Annotated in this window: 19 protein-coding genes; 10 read left to right on the top strand and 9 right to left on the bottom strand. The window is 70.6% G+C overall.

The window, feature by feature from the left end:
- Positions 1 to 4: 4 nt before the first annotated feature.
- Complete coding sequence (locus tag OV208_RS06620) at positions 5 to 424, top strand: STAS/SEC14 domain-containing protein (RefSeq protein ID WP_267572975.1); 420 nt, start codon at positions 5 to 7, stop codon at positions 422 to 424.
- A gap of 112 nt (positions 425 to 536) precedes the next feature.
- Here OV208_RS06620 and OV208_RS06615 read toward each other — a convergent pair whose 3' ends face one another.
- From OV208_RS06615 to OV208_RS06600, 4 genes are all read right to left on the bottom strand, one after another.
- On the bottom strand, positions 537 to 983 hold the full coding sequence (locus tag OV208_RS06615; RefSeq protein WP_267572974.1) for a hypothetical protein: 447 nt from the start codon (positions 981 to 983) through the stop codon (positions 537 to 539).
- Between the two features lie 140 nt (positions 984 to 1,123).
- A complete protein-coding gene (locus OV208_RS06610; RefSeq protein WP_267572973.1) occupies positions 1,124 to 1,255 on the bottom strand; it encodes a hypothetical protein in 132 nt (43 codons plus the stop codon).
- 64 nt (positions 1,256 to 1,319) lie between these two features.
- Positions 1,320 to 2,603, bottom strand: coding sequence for a serine/threonine protein kinase (locus OV208_RS06605; RefSeq protein WP_267572972.1), 1,284 nt, complete (start codon positions 2,601 to 2,603; stop codon positions 1,320 to 1,322).
- 115 nt (positions 2,604 to 2,718) lie between these two features.
- Entirely contained in the window at positions 2,719 to 3,921 is a 1,203-nt protein-coding gene (locus tag OV208_RS06600) for a serine/threonine protein kinase (RefSeq protein WP_267572971.1), read from the bottom strand.
- A 232-nt stretch (positions 3,922 to 4,153) separates the two neighbouring features.
- Between OV208_RS06600 and OV208_RS06595 the strand changes: the two genes are divergently transcribed.
- Both OV208_RS06595 and OV208_RS06590 read left to right on the top strand, forming a co-directional pair.
- On the top strand, positions 4,154 to 4,531 hold the full coding sequence (locus OV208_RS06595) for a helix-turn-helix domain-containing protein (RefSeq protein ID WP_267572970.1): 378 nt from the start codon (positions 4,154 to 4,156) through the stop codon (positions 4,529 to 4,531).
- Between the two features lie 67 nt (positions 4,532 to 4,598).
- On the top strand, positions 4,599 to 5,042 hold the full coding sequence (locus OV208_RS06590) for a helix-turn-helix domain-containing protein (protein WP_267572969.1): 444 nt from the start codon (positions 4,599 to 4,601) through the stop codon (positions 5,040 to 5,042).
- 39 nt (positions 5,043 to 5,081) lie between these two features.
- Here the strand turns inward: OV208_RS06590 and OV208_RS06585 are convergent, their stop codons facing one another.
- Positions 5,082 to 5,516, bottom strand: coding sequence for a hypothetical protein (locus tag OV208_RS06585; protein WP_267572968.1), 435 nt, complete (start codon positions 5,514 to 5,516; stop codon positions 5,082 to 5,084).
- A 197-nt stretch (positions 5,517 to 5,713) separates the two neighbouring features.
- On the opposite strand from OV208_RS06585, the gene OV208_RS06580 reads away from it, so the two are divergent.
- The 4 genes from OV208_RS06580 to OV208_RS06565 all read left to right on the top strand — a co-directional run bounded on the left by OV208_RS06580 (position 5,714) and on the right by OV208_RS06565 (position 12,609).
- Positions 5,714 to 7,297: an ATP-binding protein gene (locus OV208_RS06580; RefSeq protein WP_267572967.1), complete on the top strand. Its 1,584-nt coding sequence runs from the start codon at positions 5,714 to 5,716 to the stop codon at positions 7,295 to 7,297.
- A gap of 99 nt (positions 7,298 to 7,396) precedes the next feature.
- Complete coding sequence (locus tag OV208_RS06575; protein WP_267572966.1) at positions 7,397 to 7,771, top strand: response regulator; 375 nt, start codon at positions 7,397 to 7,399, stop codon at positions 7,769 to 7,771.
- Positions 7,772 to 10,585: an ATP-binding protein gene (locus OV208_RS06570; protein ID WP_267572965.1), complete on the top strand. Its 2,814-nt coding sequence runs from the start codon at positions 7,772 to 7,774 to the stop codon at positions 10,583 to 10,585.
- Positions 10,582 to 12,609 (top strand): response regulator, encoded by a 2,028-nt coding sequence (locus tag OV208_RS06565; protein ID WP_267572964.1) that lies wholly within the window; start codon positions 10,582 to 10,584, stop codon positions 12,607 to 12,609. Before OV208_RS06570 ends, OV208_RS06565 begins: the two co-directional genes overlap by 4 nt.
- 3 nt (positions 12,610 to 12,612) lie before the next feature.
- Here OV208_RS06565 and OV208_RS06560 read toward each other — a convergent pair whose 3' ends face one another.
- Positions 12,613 to 14,193: an LVIVD repeat-containing protein gene (locus OV208_RS06560; RefSeq protein WP_267572963.1), complete on the bottom strand. Its 1,581-nt coding sequence runs from the start codon at positions 14,191 to 14,193 to the stop codon at positions 12,613 to 12,615.
- 75 nt (positions 14,194 to 14,268) lie between these two features.
- Between OV208_RS06560 and OV208_RS06555 the strand changes: the two genes are divergently transcribed.
- Positions 14,269 to 15,036, top strand: a complete 768-nt coding sequence (locus OV208_RS06555) for a hypothetical protein (protein WP_267572962.1) — start codon at positions 14,269 to 14,271, stop codon at positions 15,034 to 15,036.
- Here the strand turns inward: OV208_RS06555 and OV208_RS06550 are convergent.
- From OV208_RS06550 to OV208_RS06540, 3 genes are all read right to left on the bottom strand, one after another.
- The gene (locus OV208_RS06550) at positions 15,017 to 16,753 is read right to left on the bottom strand and encodes an LVIVD repeat-containing protein (RefSeq protein WP_267572961.1); all 1,737 of its coding nucleotides are present in this window, start codon (positions 16,751 to 16,753) and stop codon (positions 15,017 to 15,019) included. The genes OV208_RS06555 and OV208_RS06550 overlap by 20 nt on opposite strands.
- A 165-nt stretch (positions 16,754 to 16,918) precedes the next feature.
- Complete coding sequence (locus OV208_RS06545; protein WP_267572960.1) at positions 16,919 to 18,718, bottom strand: LVIVD repeat-containing protein; 1,800 nt, start codon at positions 18,716 to 18,718, stop codon at positions 16,919 to 16,921.
- Positions 18,719 to 18,815: 97 nt separating this feature from the next.
- On the bottom strand, positions 18,816 to 20,561 hold the full coding sequence (locus tag OV208_RS06540; RefSeq protein WP_267572959.1) for an LVIVD repeat-containing protein: 1,746 nt from the start codon (positions 20,559 to 20,561) through the stop codon (positions 18,816 to 18,818).
- A 165-nt stretch (positions 20,562 to 20,726) separates the two neighbouring features.
- On the opposite strand from OV208_RS06540, the gene OV208_RS06535 reads away from it, so the two are divergent.
- Positions 20,727 to 21,845 (top strand): AAA family ATPase, encoded by a 1,119-nt coding sequence (locus OV208_RS06535; protein WP_267572958.1) that lies wholly within the window; start codon positions 20,727 to 20,729, stop codon positions 21,843 to 21,845.
- On the top strand, positions 21,842 to 22,738 hold the full coding sequence (locus tag OV208_RS06530) for a tRNA pseudouridine(55) synthase (RefSeq protein WP_267572957.1): 897 nt from the start codon (positions 21,842 to 21,844) through the stop codon (positions 22,736 to 22,738). The genes OV208_RS06535 and OV208_RS06530 overlap by 4 nt, the downstream gene beginning before the upstream one ends.
- The last annotated feature ends 164 nt before the right edge of the window (positions 22,739 to 22,902 follow it).

Raw genomic sequence — 22,902 nt, 5'->3', positions numbered from 1 at the left:
CCAAATGGATCAATCACGCGAATGGACGTGCGGCGCGCATCGCATCCGGATGATCGCGCCGGACGCCTTGCATACGCGGTACATGGGACTGGTGGGATTGCAGGACGCGAAGTGGTGTCTGCGCGTCTACGAGGAGATGGCGGTCCACGGACCGTTCTACCTGGTGGCGGAGGTGCAGGGTTCGGAGCTGCCGACCGAGTCGCGCAAGTACCTGGCGAACAACGTGCGCGCGGAGTGGATGCGCTCGGTGGTGTACGTGGGCTCGGACCTGACGCAGCGGGTGGTGGGCAAGGCGATGTCGGTGGCCATGCTGCTCACCGGGCACGCGGCCAGCTTCGACACGGTCTTCGTGGACACGATGACGCAGGCGCAGGCGTGGGTGGACACCCACCGCCTGGAGCACGCCCCGCGCCGCGTGGGGTGATGCGGGCCGGATGAACGCAGCCAGGGCCAGGACGGGGCGGAGTGCCCCGGTTCCTGGCCCGGCGGTCCGGCGGTGTCTGTCGCCGCGGTGCGCGCGAAGAGGGTGTCTGTCTTCAGCGCTCGCGGTCCGGAGAGCGGTCCGGGTGGCCGTAGCGGTACACGTCGGAGAGGGGATTGGTGCCCGCGTCGCTGCGGGGCCCGTCGCCGTCCGGAAGCTCGTCCAGCGAGGCGCCGGGAGCCCGTTCGCGCGGGTCGTACGGGTGGAGGCCGCTGGCGTCGCGGGGCGTCAAGTCGCCGTCGTCCGTGTCGTCGCTGGCCTCACGGGGGCGGACGCCCTTCTCGTCGGCCTCGGTGAGCTCGCGGTGGGGCGTACGTTCGTCATCGTCCACGTCGGGACGCGGGTGGGCCTTGCGGTCCGCCTCTTCATCGCGAGGCGAGGAGGATGTGGAGTCCTGGCCTTCGCGTGGCACGGCCGCGTCGTCCTGGGGTGCGCCGGTGGGGCGCCCGTAGTAGTCCTCGGCGGGCTGCGGGGGCGTCTGACGCTTGTCGTTGTCGGCCATGATGGATTCCTCCGTCCGACTGACGTTCGTAACGGTCCCCGTGTCCGGCAACCTGCTTCGGAGCCGACCTCGCTGAGGCCGAAGGGCAGGCGGGCAGGCGTCATGGCCTTCCCGGAACGGCGTCAGGTCTGGGTGTTCTCTCAGCCCCGCTGTCCGAAGGCCCCGCACCCCCAGCACCGCACCGAACCGTCATCGTCACTCACGTCCGCATTGAAGATGACGTTGCCCGTCTCGCGGACGCGCGAGCCGTTGATGACAGGATTGAAGAGCACGGCGACGGCGGCACCCCGTCGGTCCTGGGAGACTCGGGTAACGGGCGTCCCAGCGCGGCCCGGTTCACACCGGTTCGTGCCCGTCGTCGTCCTCGTCCAGCGCTTCCTCGTCGGGTCCCGCCAGCTCGTCCAGCCCCTCCAGGTCCACGGGCAGGGGCTCGTCGTTCACGTTCGGCGTCGCGTCGTCGCCCCCGAGGAACGGCGGCGGCACGACCGGCTCGGAGGCCATCGCGGCCTCGTCGGACGTCAGCTCCGCCGGGTGCAGGCCCCCCTCCAGCAGCTCCGCTTGATTGCGCCGGCCGGTGGCCTCCCTCGCCGCCTCGGACACCTCCTCCGCCGCGGCCTGCCGTCCGTACCCGGGCGCGTGCTGGCGCAGCCACTCGCGCAGGACTCCGGCCAGGTCCGCCGCCGAATCGAAGCGCTCCGACGGCACCTGTCGCAGCGCCCGGACGATGGCGACCCGCAGCCCCTCCGGCACGTCGCGCGCCAGGTGCTCCACCTCCCGAGCGCCCAGCATCGCCATCCGCGCCGCCACCTCCGTCAGCGGCATCCACGTGGGGCCCTGGGCCTCCACCAGGGGCAGGTCCGGCGGAGGCGGGGGCGCCGCGTCCCCCAGCGTGAGCGGGTGCGTGCCCGTCAGCACCTCCAGGAGCACCAGCCCCAGGCTGAACAGGTCGCTTCGAGCATCCAGCGGCTCGCGCCGGAGCGCCTCCGGGGACGCGTACGCCACGTCCCCCTTCACCAGGGGCCGGCTGGTGATCTCCCGGCCGGGCAGCGTGGAGAACGCGGCGGTGAAGTTCGTGAGCTTCACCTCGCCGTGCACGCCCAGCCTCAGATTCCGGGGGCTCACGTCGCGGTGGATGATGTGGAGCGGCCGGTTCCACTCGTCGCGCAGCGTGTGCGCGTGGTGCAGGGCTTCGGCCACCTCGGAGACCACCCACGCGGCGAAGGCCGCGGACATGGGCTTTCTGCGCATGGCCACCAGGTTCAGCACCGTGTCCAGCGACCGGCCCTCCACGTACTCCATCACCACGTGCGGCACGCCCCGGTACGCCTTCAGGTGGTAGACCTTCGCGATGCCGGGGTGGTTGAGCCGGAACGTCAGCTCCACCTCCTCCACCAGCCGACGGCGCTCCACGAAGCCGGACGGGTTGCGCAGCCGCTTGATGACCACCGGGCCGCCCAGCCCGCCCCGGTAGCGTCGGCGTGCCAGCATCAACAGCTCCCCGGTGGCGCGCACCTCCAACTTGCGCACGAACTCGAAGGCCGTGCCGCCCACCGTGAACAGCACTCGCGGCCGGCGGGGCACACCGGGAATCTCCTCCGTCGTCGTATCGGGGGTCTTCATGTCCTGCCTTTCAACCTCTAGGGTCGAACGGGAATCGCTCGACCCCGCAGGTAGCACAAACCCCGTCGCGGGGAAAACCTGCAGGGTCGTCAGGACTCCTTGAGACCCTACAGGTCTATCGGTCCCGATGCAATCCCAGGCGCCGGGCCCAGCGCTCCCACAGGCGCCGCCACGCGAGCCTTCGGGCCACGCGCCAGGGCATGGGGGGCGGCAGGGGCGCGGCCAGCCCCAGGGACGGGGCGGGGCCGGGGGGCGCGCTGGAGTGGGGGGATGCGCCCGGGATGCGCCAGTCCTGGGCCCGGGCCCACCGGCGCATCTCGCGAGCCTCCTCGTTGCCGTCGAAGAACTCGTCGGACTCCTCCGTGACGGCGTCGTGGAGCGGCGGGGCGGCGAACAGCGGGATGTCCCAGCTGGCCGGGGCGCGCTCCAGGGCGGCGTTCAGGTCCGCGTAGAGGTCCGCGCCCATGGGGTAGCGCTGGGTGACGTCGTGGCGCAGCATCCGTTCGCAGATGGCATCCAGTTCGTGGGGCACGCGCGGGTTGAGCGCGCGGGCGGAGCGGCTGGGGGCGGCGCGGATGCGGCCCAGCAGCGCTTCGGCGGGCACGTTCGTGGGGTAGGGGAAGTCGCCGGTGAGCACCTCGAAGAGGACCAGCCCCAGCGAATAGAGGTCGTCGGTGGGTTGGTAGGCGTAGCGGGTGATGTGCTTGGGGTAGCGCAGCCAGTACCGGAGCAGCTCCGGGCTGCGGTAGCTGGGCGTGCCCGGTGGGGGCCGGTCGTCGGTGATCCGCGCGGCGCAGGCGTGGTCGCTGGAGCCGAAGTCCACCAGCACCGGCCGGGCGTCCGACGCCCGCACGATGATGTTGCTGCCCTTGATGTCGCGGTGGCGCACGCCGGCGCGGTGGACGAAGTCCAGCGTCAGCGCCAGCTCCGCGAACAGCCGCGCCACCTGCCGGGGAGAAGGCCGCGACCCCATGGCCCACTCCGACAGCGTGGGGCCCTCCACGTAGTCCATCACCAGGAACAGGTAGCCGGTGCTCGGGTGGGGCCAGCGGTGGTAGCCGCGCAGCGCCACCACGTTGGGGTGGGCCATGCGGTGCAGGACGCTCACCTCCTTGAGCGTGCGCGCGTCCACCTGCGAGCCTTCCTCGGCGTCCTGGGGCCCATGGAGCGCGAACTTCAGCGCCACGGGGACGCCCCCGGTCTCCGCCAGGAACACGGTGCCGTAGCCCCCGGTGGCCAGGCGCTTCAGGAGCTTGAAGCTGCCCACCACTTCCTGGGGTTGCAGCAGAAGGGGGTGACCTTCGATTCCCATGCTCATCGCGGGTACCTCCCCGGGCCCGCGGGGCGGGAAACAGTTGTAGGACGTGGAAGGTTCAATTCAGGAGGAGGGACGTGGCTGGGCGGAAGCATGGGGGAAAGGTCCGTAGGACCTGGGAGGTCCATAGCATGGCGCCTGCCCCTTGGGGTAGTGTCGGTGCCATGTCAGGTAGGGCGTCGGACACCTGACTTCACGGGGAACATGGCTTTCCGGCCAGGAGTGGTGAGCGGCAATGAACGAGGAGCTGGCCATCACGGTGGGCATGGCGGCGCGCGCGGCCCGTGAGCGACAGGGGCTGACCCAGGGAGACGTCGCCAGCCAGGTGGGCATCGCCATGGAGGTCTACAGCCGGATGGAGCGGGGGCGGGTGTTGCCCAGCTCCACGACGCTGCGTCGGTTGAGCATGGTGTTGCGCATCCGCGCGGACACGCTGCTGGGATTGGACGGGCCCACGCCGCCGCAGGAGGCGCTGACGATGGCGTTGGCGGACCGGGAAGAGGATCCGCCGTCCTTGCGGCGGTTGGTGCGGGCGCTGCGGCCGTTGGACGAGGAGGAGTTGAAGGCGTTGGGACTGGTCATCCAGGGGGTGTTGGCGTTCCGGGCGCGCTGAGCGTCCACGGGAGCGCGGGAGGGGCCCGAAAACTTGCGTGCCGGGGGAGAGGTGCAAGGTTTTGGGGGTGCCTGCCCCCGTCAACGAGAAGCTGAACACGGTCTTTGGAGCCGCCGCGCGCGACGCGCGGATGCGCCTGGGGCTCACGCAGGCGGACGTGGCGGAGCGCGTGGGCATCGCCATGGAGGTCTACAGCCGCATGGAGCGCGGGCGGATGTTGCCCCGGGCGCAGAACCTGCGGCGGCTGTGTGACGTGCTGGCGGTGTCGGCGGACGCGCTGCTGGGCGTGGGTCCGGGCCCGTCGCCGGTGGCTTCGCGAGCGCCCCGGCATGAAGAGGAATCCGCGGAGCTGCGGCGCCTGATGCGCACGTTGCGGGAGTTGGATCCAGCGCGGCTGAAGGCGGTGTCGCGCGTGGTGAAGGCGATGGTGTCGGTGCTGCCCGCGCCGGCTGCGTCCGCTCCGGTGGTCCGGAAGAAGGCTGTGGCGAAGAAGCGCAAGCCCGCGGGCTAGGTTGGGATTCACGGACGCGGATCCGCGCGCTTCCTGCCGCTAGCGCTCGTCGAGGATGCGACCGTTGCGATCGATGGCGAAGTCTGCCCCCGCGTCCAGGATGGGCACTTCCAACTGGATGCCGCAGCGTTCGATCTTGGGGAGGAAGCTGACGAAGTAGAGGTCGTCGTTGGCCTTCAAGATGGTCGCGTCGTACGTGTCACGGCGGGTCAGACACTTCGTCAGCGCTTCATTGGCGGTGTCCGCCTTGCTGTGCGGCGGAATGAATTCGTTGAGCGCGACGATGAAGGCCGCCAGCGCGGGCCCGTCGAGATGTGTCCCGTCCGCATAGGAATTGGGGAAGTCGATCTGATCAGCCTCTGCCGGTGTGCCTCGCGGTGTCCGCTCATATTTGTAGTAACCAAACAGCGAGCATCCTGGCAGCAGGCCCAGAAGGACGAGGGCAGAAGTCAAAAGGCGCTTCGTCATGGGCATGGGCAACACTTGCCTCCAATCCGTGCAAGCGAACGACTGCCCCCCTCTCCCTGTTGGCGTCAAGCCTGTAAAATCCGCCTGCTGGTTCGCTCACGACCCATGCTGTGCAGCCACACCACCCATTTCTCCCCTGCCCGCCCGCCCCAAGGACCCCCCTCCTCAATGGCAAACAGGTGGGGTAGCACGGGGCTCACGCCATGCTCCCTCCCCCGACGCCCGTGGATGAGCCGCGGCGCTTGCAGGCCCTGCGCTCGCTGTGCCTCCTGGACACGCCCGCGCATGAGCGCTTCGACCGCATCGTGCGCGCCGCGTCCCACCTGTTCCGCGTGCCCATCGCGCTGGTGTCCCTGGTGGACGAGGACCGCCAGTGGTTCAAGGCCCGCCAGGGCCTGGACGCCCCCCAGACGCCGCGCGACGTGTCCTTCTGCGGCCACGCCATCCTGTCCTCGGGCAGCTTCGTCGTGCCGGACGCGCTGCTCGACCCGCGCTTCCACGACAACCCGCTCGTGGTGGGCGCCCCCTTCGTGCGCTTCTACGCCGGCCACCCCCTGCGCGCCGCCGACGGCAGCCGCGTGGGCACCCTGTGCCTCATCGACCACCAGCCGCGTGACTTCACCGACGCGGACCGGGGCGCGCTCGCGGACATGGCCGGCTGGTCGGAGGTGGAGCTCAACGCCCTCAACGAGCGCGAGGCCCGCACGGCCCTGGAGCAGCAGGAGCGCTTCTTCGAAGTCTCCGTGGACATGCTCTGCATCGCCGCCATGGACGGCACCTTCCTGCGCCTGTCCCGGGCCTGGTGCCGCACCCTCGGCTTCTCCGAGGAGGCGCTGTACTCCACCTCCCTCGTGGACCTCGCCCTGGAAGAGGACCGCGCCGCCACCGCCCTGAACCTGGCCCGAGCCCGCGAAGGCGCCCCCGTCCTCCAGTTCGAACACCGCGCCCGCTGCGCTGACGGCTCCTGGCGCTGGTTGCAGTGGAACGCCGTCCCGGACGCGGAGGAAGGCCTGCTCTACGCCGTGGCCCGCGACATCACCCAGGCCCGTGCCCTGGAGGCGGAACGCCAGCGCGTGGAGCGGATGAAGAACGAATTCATCTCCACCGTGAGCCACGAGCTGCGCACGCCGCTCACCTCCATCCGGGGCTCGCTGGGCCTCCTGAGCGGCGGCATCGCCGGGCCCCTGGGCTCGGAAGTCGCGCACATGGTGGGCATCGCCTACCGGAACAGCGAACGGCTGCTGCGCCTCATCAACGACATCCTGGACCTGGAGAAGATGGAGTCAGGCCGGTTGGATCTCTGCATGGCGGCCACGGAGGTCGCCCCGCTGCTCGCCCAGGCGCTCCAGGCCCACCAGGGCTACGCGGCCGAATACGGCGTGCACCTGGAAGTGAAGGTGGACGCCCCGGAAGCCCGCGCCCGTGTGGACGAGGACCGCTTCAACCAGGTGCTCGCGAACCTCCTGTCCAACGCCATCAAGTTCTCCCCCCAGGGTGAACGCGTCACCCTCTCCCTCACCCGCGAGGACAGCTGCCTGCGCGTGGAGGTGGCGGACCATGGCCCCGGCATTCCGGAGGCCTTCCAGCCCCGCGTCTTCCAGAAGTTCGCCCAGGCGGACGCGTCCGACACCCGCAAGCGTCCCGGCACCGGCCTGGGGCTGAGCATCGCCCACGGGCTGGTGGCCCGCATGGGCGGCACCCTGCGCTTCATCACCCGCGCCGGCGAAGGCACCCGCTTCTCCTTCGACCTGCCCGAGTGCGCGCCGACCCCGGGACCCGGAGCCTGAAGCTTGGACAGGGCTTCGCTGAACCCTGAACATGGATCCAGTCCACCTCCTTGCGCGTAACCCCGATCCAACCCCGACCCCGAGGAGCACTTTCTCCCCATGGCGACCATCCAGAAAGTCCTGCTCGTCGATGACGAAGACGACATCCGCACCATCGGTCAACTGAGCCTCAGTCGCGTGGGCAAGTGGCAGACGGTGTTGGCCTCCTCCGGCGCGGAAGCCCTGGAGAAGGCAGCCGCGGAAGTGCCCGACCTCATCCTGCTGGATGTGATGATGCCCGGCATGGACGGGCCCACCACCTTTGGCCGGCTGCGCGCCCAGGCTGCCACCGCGAACACGCCCATCATCTTCATGACCGCGAAGATTCAGAAGCAGGAGGTCGCGCGCTACCTGGAGCTGGGCGCGGTGGGCGTCATCGGCAAGCCGTTCGACCCCATGACGCTGCCGCAGGAAATCCGCAAGCTGGTGCCCTGAATGGAACCTCGCCTGTCCAAACGCTCCGCCGCGCTGGCCGCGGGCGCCCTGGTGCTCCTGTGCACCCTGTTCATGCTGGGGCGTCCCGGATCCACCGCCGAACACGACGCCTACCGCACCCAATTGCGCCAGTTGCGCGTGGCCACCGCGGAGCTGGAGCTGGACGTGCTGCGCCAGCGGGTGGGCATGCGGGAAGCGCACGGCTCCACCCGTGACGACTTCGAAGCGCTGGAGGCCCGTGCCCGCATGCTGCGCGCCATGCCCGGCTTCCTGCCGGATGAAGGCATGCGCTCACTGACCGCGTCCCTGGACGCCTACCTGCGCGTGCTCGAGGGCTCGCGCGTCCTGCTCACCACGGCCCGTGAGAAGGACGAACAGTTCGCGGCCCTGCGCGAGGCCTTCCCCAAGAGCGTCTTCGCCGCCGCCGCCACGCTGCCTCCGGGCGCGCTGCGCGACCAGGTGGAGACGCTGGGAGGGGACGTGCTCACCGCGTCCCGGCCGCACGGGAAGGACTTCGGCTCGCGGGTGGAAGGCTCGCTCGCGCGTCTGGAACAGGCCCGCCAGGGACAGCGCCTGTCCACCGACGCCTTCGCCGCGCTGTATCTCCTGGTGGCCCAGGCGCGGGAGCTGACGGTGCTGCTGCGCACGGCGGACGCGTCCTTCCAGACGCTCCTGGACCACAGCGCCAGCAGCGAGGCCGAGCGCCTCATCACCACGTACCTCCAGCTCCAGGAGCAGTCCCAGTCCCGCGCGGAGCGCACGCGCATCGTCCTCTTCGGCGTGTCCTTCCTGCTGGTCCTCTACGTGCTCGTCGTCCTGGTGCGGCTGGCGCGGGCGTCCGCGGCGCTGGGGGAGCTCAACCGGGGCCTGGAGGCGCGCGTGGCCGAGCGCACCCAGGCCCTGTCCGCCGCCAGCGCGGAGGCGCGGGCCAGCGATGCGCGCAAGGCCGCCATCCTGGAGGCGTCCCCGGACGGCATCGTGGTGTTGGACGAAGCCGGCCGCGTGGTGGAGTTCAACCCCTCCGCGGAAGGCCACTTCCGGCTGACGTCCGCCCGGGCGGTGGGCGCGGACTTCCTGGCGCTCGCGCTGCCCGCGTCGCTGCCGGCATCCCAGCGCGACAGCGTCCATGCCGCGCTCCAGAAGGACACCGGCCCGGCGGCGCGCGTGGAGTCCCCGTGCCTTCGCGCCGACGGCGGCGTGTTCCCCGCGGAGCTCACCTTCGCGCGCGTGCACGGGGAAGGCCCGCCGCGCACCACCGTCTTCGTGCGCGACCTCACCGAGCGCAAGACCGTGGAGCGGATGAAGAACGAGTTCGTCTCCACCGTGAGCCACGAGCTGCGCACGCCGCTCACCTCCATCCGGGGTTCGCTGGGCCTGCTGGAGGGCGGCATCGTGGGGGACCTGCCCACGCAGGCGCTGGACATGGTGCGCATCGCGCGCACCAACACCGAACGGCTCATCCGCCTCATCAACGAAATCCTCGACCTGGAGAAGATGGAGTCGGGGATGCTGGAGTTGAAGCTCCAGCCCCAGACGGCGGAGGACCTGGTGGAGTCCACGCTCCTGGGCGTGCAGGGCATGGCGGACACCGCGCACGTCACGCTGCGCTCGGACGTGGAGGGCTCGCCGCAGGTGAAGGGCGACCGCGACCGGCTCATCCAGGTGCTCACCAACCTGGTCTCCAACGCGGTGAAGTTCTCCCCGCGGGGCGGCTCCGTGGTGGTGGCCTCCAGCGTGGCGGCGGACGGCCGCGTGCGCTTCAGCGTCACCGACCAGGGCCCCGGCATCCCGGAGGAGAAGCTCTCCCGTCTCTTCGGCCGCTTCCAGCAACTGGACGCGTCCGACACCCGCTCCAAGGGCGGCACCGGCCTGGGGCTGGCCATCTCGCAGGCCATCGTGGAGCAGCACGGCGGCCGCATCGAAGTGGTGAGCAAGCCCGGCCACGGCGCCACCTTCCACTTCAGCCTGGAGTCCCTGCGCGCCCCGGCCCCTTCGCCCGGCGCCGTGTCCCCGGTGCCCCGGGACGAGTCGCGCCACAACGTGCTCATCGTCACCGCGGACGCGGACCTGTCCGCGCTGCTCAGGGGTCTGTTGTCCCACGAGGGCTACCGGGTGGTGCGCGCCGCCACGCTCGCGGAGGCCGTGCAGGCGGTGGACACCACGCTGCCGGACGCGCTGGTGGTGGACACGCAGATGCCGGATGGCCACGTGCTGGACTGGGTGCGCCGCCTGCGCGAGCTGCCGCGCACCCGCGAGCTGCCCGTGCTGGCGCTGTCCGGCCGCGCGACGGACGGCACCGCGGGCGTGGGCACGCCGCTGCTGGTGGACTGGCTGCCCCGGCCGGTGGATGAGACCCGGTTGCTGAAGACACTGCGTTACGCCATGCGCCAGCCGGGACAGGCGCGGGTGCTGGTGGTGGACGATGACGCCACCACGCGCCGGGTGCTGTGCGCGCAGTTCGAACGGCTGGGCGCGCTGTGCATCGAAGCGGCGGACGGGGAGAGCGCGGTGGCGCTCGCGCGCGACACGCCCCCGGACCTCATCGTGCTGGACGTGGGGCTGCCCCGCCTGGACGGCTTCGAGGTGGTGGACATCCTGCGCCAGGGCAAGGGCCGCGCGACCCCGCTCATCGTCTTCACCGGACGGGAGCTTTCGCGCACCGACCAACGCCAGCTCACGCTGGGCATCACGCGGCACCTGACGAAGGCCCGCTCCTCGGAAGAGGAGCTGGTGAACTCCGTGCGGGAGCTGCTCAACGGATTGCTGGCCCGCCGGGATGTCGCGGCCACCGAACCCAGAAAGGCGCTGCCATGAGCACCGCGCGTCACCTCAACAAGACCCTCCTCTTCCTGGAGGACGACCGCGACCTCCAGACGCTGGTCTGCACCTTCCTGCGCGACAAGGGCTACAAGGTCACCCCCGCGCGCTCCGCCGCCGAAGCGCGCCAGGTGCTGGTGTCCCAGCCGGTGGACGCCGCCATCGTGGACGGCCTCCTGCCGGGCATGACGGGCGCGGACTTCATCCGCGAGCTGCGCCAGACGCGCCCCGGGCTGCCGGTGCTCTTCGCCTCCGCCTTCTGGAAGGACCTGAAGAGCCATGAGCTGCTCACGCGCCAGTTGGGCGTGGCGCGCGTGGTGCACAAGCCCTACCGGCCGGAGGAGCTGGCGGTGTGGCTGGAGCAGCTCTTCGCGCTGGCGGAGCCGCCGCCCCCGCCCCTGGAGGCGCTGGAGGAAGAGGAGCCCGAACCGGAGGACGCCTTCGCGGCGAGCCTCGCCCTGCTCAGCGCGGACTATGGCGCGAAGCTGCCGGACCGCCTGGCCACGCTGAAGGCGCTGCTGGGCCGGGGCCGTGAGGGGGATGCCCCGGCGATGGAGGAGGCCTACAGCGTCGTGCACAAGCTGCACGGCACCGCGGGCAGCTACGGCTTCCGGGACGTGAGCATCACGGCGGGCAAGCTGGAGGACGTGCTGCAACCCGTGAGGCACGGGGGCCCGCTGGACTGGGATGCGGTGGCCAAGGCCTTCCAGGCGCTGGAGGACGTGGTCGCCCTGCCGGTGGAAGTGGAGCCGGAGCCGGAGGTCGTGGAGCCTCCGTCCGCCATGGGCACGCTGCTGGTGGTGGACGAGGATCCGGCGCTGCTCGCGGACGCGAAGCGCATGGGCGAACAGGAGGGCGTGCGGGTGGTGACGGCGGCCTCGGCCGACGAGGCCTGCGCGGTGGCCCGGCGCCAGTGGGTGGACGGGGCGCTCCTGCACATGGGCGTGGAAGGCCTCGCCACGGCGAACGCGCTGCGGGCGCTGGACGGGCACCAGTCGCTGCCCCTGGCCTTCTCCAGCTCCGGCGGAGGCTTGCAGGAGCGCGTGGTGGCGGCGCACGCGGGCGCGTCGCTGTTCCTGCCCCGGCCCTTCACATTGCAGGACTTCGCCACCGCGGCGGAGCGGCTGGTGACGGCGCGGCGGCAGGAGCGCGCCCGCGTGATGGTGGTGGACGACGATCCGGAGGCGGTGCGCGCCCTCACCCAGGCGCTGGTGAGCGACGCGGTGGAGGTGGTGGGGCTGGAGAACGCGTACGGGCTGCTGGACGCGCTCGCGCAGCACCGTCCGGACCTGCTGCTGCTGGACGTGCAGATGCCCGGGCCCAGCGGCTTCGACTTGTGCCGCATCCTGCGCCTGACGCCGGAGTGGCAGGAGCTGCCCATCCTGCTGGTGACGGCGCAGGTGGGCCTGGAGTTCCGGCTGGCCGCGTTCCAGGCCGGCGCGGACGACTACCTGGCCAAGCCCGTGCTGCGCGAGGAGCTGCGCGCCCGCGTGCATGCGCGGCTGGAGCGGGCGCGGCTGTCGCGCGAGCGCACGGAGCGGGACGCGCTCACCGGCCTGATGCTGCGCCGCCCCTTCGTGGAGGCGGTGACCACCCGGTTGTCGGAGGCGCGCCGCGTGGACCGGCCGCTGGCGCTGTGCTTCCTGGACGTGGACCACTTCAAGAAGGTCAACGACGAGCACGGCCACCTCGCCGGGGACCGCGTGCTGATGCGGCTGGGGCGCCTCCTGGGCGCGCGCTTCCGCCGCGAGGACCTGCGCGCCCGCTGGGGCGGCGAGGAGTTCGTCGTCGCGCTGCTGGGGGAGACGGCGGAGACCGCCCGCGAAATCCTCTCCCGCACGGCGGAGGAGCTGGCGGGCATGTCCTTCGAGGGCGACAGGGGCGAAGCCTTCCACGTCACCTTCAGCGCGGGGCTCGCGGTGGCGCCGCAGGACGGCACCACCCTGGAGGAGCTGCTGCGCGTCGCGGACTCCCGGCTGTACCGGGCCAAGTCCAACGGCCGCAACCGCATCGAGGTCTGACGCTCAGGGCTCGTCGAACACCAGCAGGCCGCGCGACAGGTCCACGACGTACATGGACCCGTCCCCCGGCACGCGCATGCCGATGGCGCCCTGGTAGAGGCTGTCGGTGCTGCGCGGGTGGAGCTCGTCGAAGGTGTTGAAGGACGCCACCTCCTGGGGACTCTCGGGGGTGGCCACGTCGAAGACGCGCACGCCCTCGTGGTACCAGGCGACGTAGAGCCGCGTGCCCTTGAGCACCAGGTTGTGGATGGACGTCTCCGCCCGCATCTTCACCTGGGCGAGGAGGCGGATGCGCGCCGGGTCGGTGACGTCCAGCACGCGCAGGTGCGCGCCGAACCGCTCGCCGCCCTCGAAGGCGATGGTGCGCTCGCCAAACGTCCCCACCGCGTTCGCGTGGCTGTACTGATTGGGGAAGGAATACGCGCCCAGCACGGGCGTCACGTTGGGGCGGGTCACGTCCAGGATGACGTAGCCGGTGGTGCTGTGATTGACGTAGAGGCGGTCCTGGTACGCGAACGCGTCGTGCGGGTAGCTGGTCGCATCCGAGCGCGGCACGGAGATGCGGCTCAGCAGTTGGGGGGCCAGCGGCGTGGCCACGTCGAACAGGAGCGTCTCGCCGTTGGGCGCGGGGGACATGGCGTACAGCCGATCGCCTTCCACGAACACGGTGTGCACGTTGATGGCGCCGCCGGGCAGCGCGCGCACGTACTGGGGCGCCGCCGGGTTGGAGATGTCGTAGACGATGACGCCGGAGTTGCCGCTGGCGATGTAGAGCGCGTCGCCCTTGGCCCAGACGCCGTTCCAGTAGCTGTCATTGGGCAGGTTCAGCGTCGTGACGACGACCGGGTGCGCCTTGTCGGCCACGTTGATGACGGTCAGGCCGCCCGCCTCCGTGCCCCGGGGGAGGGACACCACGTAGGCGTGGTCCTTCGTGACGTAGACGTCCACCGGGTCGCCCTGCGTGACGGCGGTCTCGGAGACGAGGTGCAGGGACGGGGAGCGGACCGGCTCCTCGGTCCAGTTCATGCGCCGTGCGTCGAAGGTGCCGGAGTAGTCCGGCACGCCGTCGGTGCAGCGCACGAAGCAGCCGGTGATGCGGCCCGGCTCCGGCACGCGGCAGCCCGCGAGCGCATAGCGCTGCACGGCCTTCGTGGACGTCGTGAACTCATTGGTGAGGAAGAAGCCCTGGGCGTCCACCTGCTGGCGCACCAGGGGGCGGCCCAGGAGGGTGCCGGGGCTGCCCTCGGCGCCCAGGCGGAACCCGGCGCCGAAGGCGCTCTGGGAGGTGTAGCGCAGGATGGCGCGGTAGGTGCCGGAGGGCGACACGGCCCCGACGGCTGCCTTGTCACAGCGGGACAGGTCGAAGCTGCCCGGGTCCTCGCAGTTCGCGCGGGGCGATGCGTAATCCGGATCCGCGCACGGCACGTCGGGAAGGACGTCCACGTAGTCGGTGCGCTCCACGTCCGTGCCCGCCGTGTCTGGAGGGCCCGCGTCTGGAACCTCGGGGTCGTCCTTGTGACAGCCGGACAGCGACACGGCGCAGGCGAACAGCGCCGTGATGGACAGGCGCACGGGGGATTTCATGGGCAGGGGCTCCGGACGGCGAGAGGCTTCGCGGCAGCATGACGCAGCCACCAGGGCCGGGCTAGAAGCCCCCGGATGCACCCACGCCGCCCAGACATCGACGAAGCCCTCGCTGACCTGCGCACTCGCGTTCCCGGCGGGGAGATCGTCGACCACTGGAGCAGCAACCCTGCCTGGCCCACACCCGAGCAGCAGCGCCTGAAGGACGCGTGGCGCGACAGCATGGCCCAGGCGCTGGAGCAGGCACTGGCGCGGCCTGCCTTTGAACCCATCACCATTCCCGAAGCCCGGAGTCCCCCGGACTGGGAGTTCATCGTCGCGCACGCGCTGAAGCGGCACGGTGGGCCCGTCGCCGCGTTCCCCAGCTTCTCCACGACGCATCAGCAGGACGGGGACACGTTCATCACGCTCGGCACGACCTACGACGAACTCGTCATCTACCAGGGCCCGCTGGAGCTCCACGGCCATGTCCACCTGAGGGGGACCGTGGTCGTCCTGGGAGACCTCATCATCCACGGCGCGCTGATGGACGGGGACCCAGCGGACTCGGGCCTCGTGGTCATCGGCAGCGAGCGGGTCCGCGCGCTGTACACCGGCGCGGACCACCTCGTGGTGGGGAACCTCGAAGCGGACTTGATGGTGCTGTCCGGCTCGGATGGATCGTGGGATGTCGGCGGAGAGGTGCGTGCCCGCATCAAGTTGGAGGAATCCAAACTCCAGGGCACGGCGGGGGAGGAGCTGCGGCGTCGGCTGGAGCCCGCGCCCTCCGAGGACCTCCTCGAGGACGGCTGGGAGCTGTGCCTGGAGGTCGGGCGCGGCCGGCTCACGGTTCGCGAAGGATGAGCAGTCCTCGGTGCGTATCCACCACGTAGACGTACCCGTCGTCCGGGACGCGGATGCCGATGGCGCCCTCGAAGATGCCCCCGATGCGGCCCGGCTCCGTCTCCCGGTAGGTGTTGAAGTACGCCACCTCACGCGGCTTTGGCGGCACGGACACGTCCAGCACACGCACGCCCTCCTGGTAGTACGCGACGTAGAGGCGCGTGCCCTTGAGGATCATGTTGTGGATGGAGAACTCGGGGCGCAGGCCGTACTCGCCAATGAGCCGCATGTTCGCGGGGTCGGTGACGTCCAGCACGCGCAGGTGGGAGCCCTGGAACTCGCCCCCTTCGAAGGCGAGGGTGCGGCCCGCGAAGGTGCCCACCGCGCTCGCATGGGCGAACTGGCCGTCGAAGACATACGAGCCCAGCTTCTCGATGTGCTCGGCGTCCTTCACGTCGAAGGCCACATAGCCCGACTCCGTGTAGCTGACGTAGAGGCGGTCCTGGTACGCGAAGGCGTCATGGGGGCCGTTGCCTCCCGCCTGGAGTGAGACCTTGTTGAGCAGCACGGGCGCCAGCGGTGAGGACACGTCGAACAGGAGCACCGCGTCGGTCTGCGCCGGGGCCATGGCGTAGAGCCGGTCGCCCTGCACGTGCACGGTGTGCACGGGGGTCGGCTCGCCGGGCACGGCGCGCACGTACTGCGGATCCGCGGGGTCGGAGATGTCGTAGACGATGACGCCGGAGCTGGCGCTGGCGATGTAGAGCGCGTCGCCCTTTGCCCACACGCCATTCCAGAGCGTGTCGTTCGGCAGTTGGATGACCTTCTTGAGTACCGGGTGCGCCCGGTTCGTCACGTCGAAGACCGCCAGGCCCCCGAGCGCGCTGGCATGGCCGTCGGCGACCACGTAGGCGTGGTCCTTCGCGACGTAGACATCCACGGCCATGCCCAGGGGGACGGTGGCTTCGGAGACGAGGGTGAGGCCGGAGGACTCGGATTCACCCCGGGCCGGGATGCCGGCGCGCGTCGCGGTGAACGTGCCCACGATGCCCACCTTGCCCTGGGAGCACTGCACGTAGCAGCCGTTGATGCGGTCGGGTGTGGGCCGTGTGCAGCCTGCGAAGACGAAGTCCCGGGCCGGGTTGATGCGGGTGGCGACGTAGGTGGTGGCGGCGACGAACTCGCCCGCTCCGACCGCCCGATGCGTCAGGGCCCGGCCGGAGAGGTTGCCCGCGGAGCCGTCCAACGGGAGCCGCAGGTCGAAGGCGGAGAGGTTGTTCACGTAGCCGGTCGAGGGCCGCGCATCCATGGCGTAGAAGCCCACGGTGTCCACGCTGTCGAACGCGCCCGAGGGGCACGAGGACCGGTCGAAGAGGGACGCGTCGTTGCAGGCGGCGACGGGAGCGCCCACGGGCAGGGTGAACGCGCAGTCGGAGTAGAGCCCCCGGTCCACGTGGTCGGTGCGCTCGGGCAGCGTTTCGGCGGTGCCGTCCCAGGGCGGCAGGTCGGTGCCCGCGTCGGACGTGCCCGCGTCGACAACCGAGCCCGCGTCGGATGTGTCAGTGCCGGCGTCCGAACCGGCGTCTGAATTGTCACCCGCTTCGGAGTCGCCGCCCGCGTCGGACGTGCCGGCATCCACGGGGGCAGGGCCCGCGTCGTCCGGGGTGGTGGAAGACGAGCACCCTGAGAGGGCCAGGGCGGTGGTGAACAGCAGGAGCCAGCGGGGCAGGCGGGACATGGGAAGCGGACCTCTTCGCGGGAACCCGGAGCCCCACCAGGACGGCGGGGCCTCCATCGACACGGTCCGGTAACGTCCCTTCGGCGTGGAGTGCGTGAACTGCCCTCCATCCGGCAACCATCGGTCCCGCGCGCTCCAGCAACCCTTGCGCGCGGACGCGATGCCTCACGGCTCGTTGAAGATGAGCAGCCCGCGGTGCGAGTCCACCACGTAGACATACCCGTCGTTCGGGACGCGGATGCCGATGGCGCCCTCGTAGAGGCTGCTGCCCCGGCCCGGTTGGGTCTCCAGGAAGGTGTTGAAGTACGCCACCTCGCGAGGCTTCGGGGGCACGGACACGTCCAGCACGCGCACACCCTCCTGGTAGTGCGTGATGTAGAGCTTGGTGCCCCGGAGGATCAGGTGGTGGATGGAGTACTCGGGGCGCAGCGCGTACTCGCCAATGAGCCGCATGTTCGCGGGGTCGGTGACGTCCAGCACGCGCAGGTGCGTGCCCGGCCCCTCGCTGGCTTCGAAGGCGATGGTGCGGCTCGCGAAGGTGCCCACCGCGCTCGTGTGCGCATCCTGCCCGTTGTAGCGATAAGCGCCCAGCTCCTGGACCTGAGCCGGGTTCGCCACGTCGAACACCACGTAGCCGGAGCTCATGCTGCTGACGTAGAGGCGATCCTGATAGGCGAAGGCGTCGTGTGGCCCGCCCAGGTCCCCGGACGCCGTCACCCGGTTGAGCAGCACGGGCGAAAACGGTGAGCTCGCGTCGAACAGGAGCGTCTGGCCCGTGGGGGAGGGTGACATGGCGTAGAGCCGGTCGCCCTGCACATGGACGGTGTGCACGTTGAGCGGTTCGTCCGGCACGGCGCGCACGTACCGCAGCTCCGCCGGGTTGGAGATGTCGTAGATGAGGACGCCTGAACTGCTGGCGATGTAGAGCGCGTCGCCCTCGGCCCAGACGCTGTTCCAGGACGTGGTGTCCGGCGCGGGGATGCGTTGGATGAGGACGGGGCTCGTCCGTGTCGTCACGTCGAAGACGGCCAGCCCGCCCGGTTGGGACCTGTCTCTGGCGGCCACCACGTAGGCATGGTCCTTCGCCACGGCCACCTCCAGCGGAAGGCCCAGGGGGACACGGGTCTCGGAGCGGAGGAAGAGCCCTCCCGAGGACTCCGACTCACCGCGACCCCAGGAGGGGCGCAGCGCGGTGAAGGTCCCCTTGCTGCGCACCTTGCCGTCGGAGCACTGGACGAAGCAGCCGTTGACGCGACGGGGCTCGGGCCGGGTGCACCCCACGAAGACGAAGTCCCGGGCAGGAAGGGAAGGGGAAGCCGCGCCGAAGGTGCTGTTGACGAGGAACGCGCCCGCACCGACCTCCTGGCGCGTCAGCGGCCAGCCGAGCATCGTGCCCGCGCTTCCATCGAACGGCAGACTCACGCCATAGCCGGCGAGGATGAAACCCGAAGGGGACTGGGTGAGCAGCCGGTAGTGGCCCACGGACTCCAGCGTGTTGAACGCGTCCGCGGGACACGAGGCGCGGTCGAACAGGGACAGGTCGGAGCAGTCCGCGACGGAGGCATTCGTCGCCAGGGTGAAGGCGCAGTCCGAATAGGGGGCAGGGACCTTCGCGTCGGTCCGTTCAGGAAGCGTCGCGGCGCCGCCGTCCCAGGGTTCGACGTCGGGGCCCGCGTCGGGACTCCCGCTCCCGGCGTCCTCGGAGGACGGGTCGCCCGCATCGACGGGGCCGGCGTCCCCGGTCCCCGCATCCCCGCCTCCGTCACCCGCGTCGGAGGTTCCTGCGTCCACGGACGAGCCAGCATCCACGGACGAGCCAGCATCCACGGACGAGCCAGCATCCACGGACGAGCCAGCATCCACGGACGTGCCGGCGTCCGCCGAGGATTCCTCGGAGCAGCCCGTCAGGGCCAGGGTGGCGACGAACAACAGGGACGCGCGCGAGAGGGAAGACACGGAAGGCATTCGCTTTCATGACCCCTGAAGAAGGGGCCCTGGAGGAATACACGATCCACCACGCGCAACTCCAGACAGGCCGAGTACGCCTCCCTGCCAGCTCGCTTCACGGCTCGTTGAAGATGAGCAGTCCGCGCGCCGTGTCCACGACGTAGACGTACCCGTCGCCCGGGACGCGGATGCCGATGGCGCCCTCGAAACTCCCGCTGCCCCGGCCGGGCTGGGTTTCGAGGAAGGTGTTGAAGTGCGCCACCTCGCGAGGTTGCGGCGGCACGGACACGTCCAGCACGCGCACGCCCTCCTGGTAGTACGCGATGTAGAGCTTCGTGCCCCTGAGGATCATGTTGTGGATGGAGAAGTGGGGGCGCAGTCCGTACTCGCCAATGAGCCGCATGTTCGCGGGGTCGGTGACATCCAGCACGCGCAGGTGCGCGTTGATGCCCTCACCGCCTTCGAAGGCAATGGTGCGGCCCGCGAAGGTGCCCACCGCGCTCGCATGGGAGTACTGACCTTCGAAGACATACGCGCCCAACTCCAGCGCGTGCTCCGGGTTGCTCACGTCGAAGGCTACGAAGCCGGAGCTCGTGCTGTTGATGTAGAGGCGGTCGCCGTAGGCGAAGGCGTCGTGCGGCCCTCCCCACTCTCCGGACACCGTCACCCGGTTGAGCAGCACGGGCGCGAGCGGTGAGCTCACATCGAACACGAGCGTCTGGCTCGCGGGCTCGGGCGCCATCGCGAAGAGCCGGTCGCCCTGCACATGGACGGTGTGTACGGCGATGGCCTCGCCGGGCACGGCGCGCACGTACTGGGGGTCGGCGGGGTTGGAGATGTCGTAGACGATGACGCCGGCCTGGGTGCTGGCGATGTAGAGCGCGTCGCCCTTCGCCCAGACGCCATTCCAGTAGGTGTCGCCGGGAAGCTGGATGCGCTTCGTGAGGACGGGGTTCGTCCGCGTCCTCACGTCGAAGACGGCCAGGCCGCCCGGTTGGGACTTGTCGCCGATGGCCACCACGTAGGCATGGTCCTTCGTCACGTAGACATCCGCCGGGAAGCCCAGGGGAACCGGGACCTCGGCCTGGAGGGTGAGGCCACCGGAGGACTCGGACTCACCGCGACCCCAGGAAGGACGCAGCGCGGTGAAGGTCCCCTGGCTGCGCACCTTGCCGTCAGCGCATTGGACGAAGCAGCCGTTGATGCGGCGGGGCTCGGGCCGGGTGCAGCCCACGAACGTGAAGTCCCGAGCGGGGACGTAGGGAGGCGTCGCGGCGAAGGTGGTGCTGAAGACGAACGAGCCCGGCCCCACGGACTGGCGCGTCAGGGGCCTGCCGTTGAGCGTGCCCGGCGCCCCGTCGAACGGCAGCGTCAGTCCGTAACCGACGGTGACGTACCCGGAGAGACCTCGGCCGAGCAGGTGGTACGTGCCCACGGACTCCAGCGTGTCGAACGCGCCCGAGGGACACGAGGAACGGTCGAACAGGGACAGGTCCTTGCAGTCCGTGATGGGGGAGCCCGTCGGGAGGGTGAGGGCGCAGTCCGAATAGGGGTCCGGAGGGGTCAGCCAGTCGGTCAGCTCGGGGAGCGTCGCGGCGCCGCCGTCCCAGGTTTCATCCTGTGGGCCCGCGTCGGAACTCCCGCTGCCAGCGTCCTGGGAGGATGGGTCCCCTGCGTCACCCGCCCCCGCATCCACGTCACCGGGACCCGCGTCGGAGGTCCCAGCGTCCACGGACGTGCCGGAGTCCACGGACGCACCGGCATCCAGGGGCGTGCCGGCATCCGCCGAGGACTCCTGGGAACAGCCCGTGAGGGCCAGGGACAGGGTGAGGCTCAGGAGCCAGCGGAATGGGAGCGGCATGGGACCTTCTCCTTCAGGGCGCCACGGAAGGCGGACACGCGGAGGCTATACGGAGCGGTCCCGCATTCCTGGCGGCCCCGGGTGTTTTCGGGACTGGGAGTGCGCTCCCGGAATCTGGAATGCACGGCGCCGGAAGCCCCTGCGCGCGGCTAGGCTGCGCACGCCATGCCCATCACGCGTCTGGAAATCTCCGGCTACCGCTCCGTGCGCCAGCTCCACCTGGAACTGGGGCCGGTGAACGTGGTGGTGGGGCCCAACGGCAGCGGCAAGACGAACCTGTACCGCGCGCTGTACCTGCTGGCGGCGTCGGCGGAGGGCAGACTCGCGCGCACCCTGGCGGAGGAGGGCGGCACGCCGAGCGTGATGTGGGCCGGCCCGCGCGACCTCAAGAAGCCGGTGCGGCTGAAGGTGTCGGTGGACCTGGACGACCTCGCGTACGAACTGCAATGCGGGCCCGTGCCGACAGGGCCCCCGCCTCCCTTCACGGCCTTCCGGTTGGATCCGGAGGTGAAGGAAGAGCACCTGTGGGCCTACGCGGGCGGGCGGCGCGTCGTGTTGATGGAGCGCAAGGACCGCACGGCGTTCCTGCGCGACGCGGACGGAACGAAGGTGACGTTCCCCACGGAGCTGTGGAGCGCGGAGTCGGTGTTGGATCAGTTGTCGGATCCGCACCGCTTCCCCCGGCTGATGGAGGTGCGCAGGACGCTGTCGTCGTGGCGCTTCTACCACCACTTCCGCACGGACCCGGACGCGCCCCTGCGGCATCCCCAGGTGGGCGTGCGCACGCCGGTGCTCGCGCACGACGGCCGAGACCTGGCGGCGGCGCTCCAGACCATCGTGGAGGTGGGTGACGAGCAGGCATTGGAGCAGGGCATCGATGACGCCTTCCCGGGCGCGCGCCTGGACGTCCGAGCGGAGGAGGGACGCTTCAGCCTCTTGCTGCACATGCCCGGGCTGTCACGCCCCATGGCGGCGACGGAGCTGTCGGATGGGACGTTGCGCTACCTGTGCCTGCTGGCGGCGCTGCTCAGTCCCAGGCCGCCCCCGTTCCTCGCGCTGAACGAACCGGAGACCAGCCTGCATCCGGAGCTGCTCAAGCCCCTGGGCCGGCTCATCGTGAACGCGGCGAAGCACAGCCAGGTCTGGGTGACGACGCACGCGGAGGAGTTGGCGAACACCGTCTCGAAGCACTCGGACGCCACGCCCGTGCACCTGGAGAAGCAGCAGGGCGCGACGACGGTGCGCAAGGCGCGCTTCCAGGAAGACGACGAGGAAGGGTCATGACCCCCGGCCTCTACCTGACGCACAAGCCGGTGGGCGCCACCAGCTTCGCCACCGTGCGAGCCTTCCAGGAGGAGGCCCAGGCCACGCGCCCCAACCGGCGCACGGCGCTGGTGCACGGCGGCACGTTGGATCCATTCGCGGAAGGGCTGCTGCTCATGCTGGTGGGCCCGGCCACGCACCTGTTCGAACGGATGCACGCCGTGCCCAAGACGTACGTGGCCCGAGTGGAGTGGGGCACGGAGATGGACACCGGAGACCTGCACGGCCGCCCCGTGCACCAGGGCGACGCGAGCGCACTGACCCCGGCCGTGTTGGACGTGGCGTTGGAGCCGTTCCTCGGCTGGACGGAACAGGTGCCCCCGGCCACCAGCGCGAAGAAGATCGACGGTGAGCCCGCCTACCGCAAGGCGCACCGGGGCGAAGCCGTGGACCTGCCCCCCTCGCGCGTCTACCTGCACACCGCCCGCTGGCGTTCGCACGACCTGCCGCGAGCCAGCATCCTGGAGCTCACCTGCCGAGGCGGCTACTACGTGCGCTCGCTGGCAGGGGACCTGGGGCGGACGCTCGGCTGTGGCGCGCACCTCTCCGCGCTGAACCGCACGGCCATCGGTCCATGGAAGGACCCGGGCCCCGGCCACCGCGTGGAGCTGCACGGCCGCGACCTCCTGCCCTGGGCGCGAGGAAGGGACCTCACCGACCAGGACGTGGGCGCGCTGCGCCGGGAACAGTCCATCCCCCTGTCGCCGCTGAAGCCCCCGGAGTGGCGCCTGCCTTCGGGTTTCCCGGACCCCCATGCCCCGGTGCGAGGCTTCCACCAGGGAAGGTTGACCTTCCTGCTCACCGAACGTGACGGCGCGCTGTGGAGCGAGACAGAGCTGCGAGGCGGAGTCTGAACCGCCGCATGGCGACGCCCCACCTACGCACCCTCCTCCCCTGGTGACCGGAATCACCACCCGAGGGGTGGGGGGGCTGGTGACAGTCACCACCATGGTGACTGGAGTCACCACCCCGCGGAGTGCGTCCTCGCCGCGCAACCTCTTGGAATCACGGCACTTCG

Origin of the sequence: Corallococcus sp. bb12-1 (assembly GCF_026626765.1) — a bacterium.
GTDB lineage: Bacteria > Myxococcota > Myxococcia > Myxococcales > Myxococcaceae > Corallococcus > Corallococcus terminator.
This window is presented reverse-complemented; position numbering and strand designations above follow the sequence as displayed.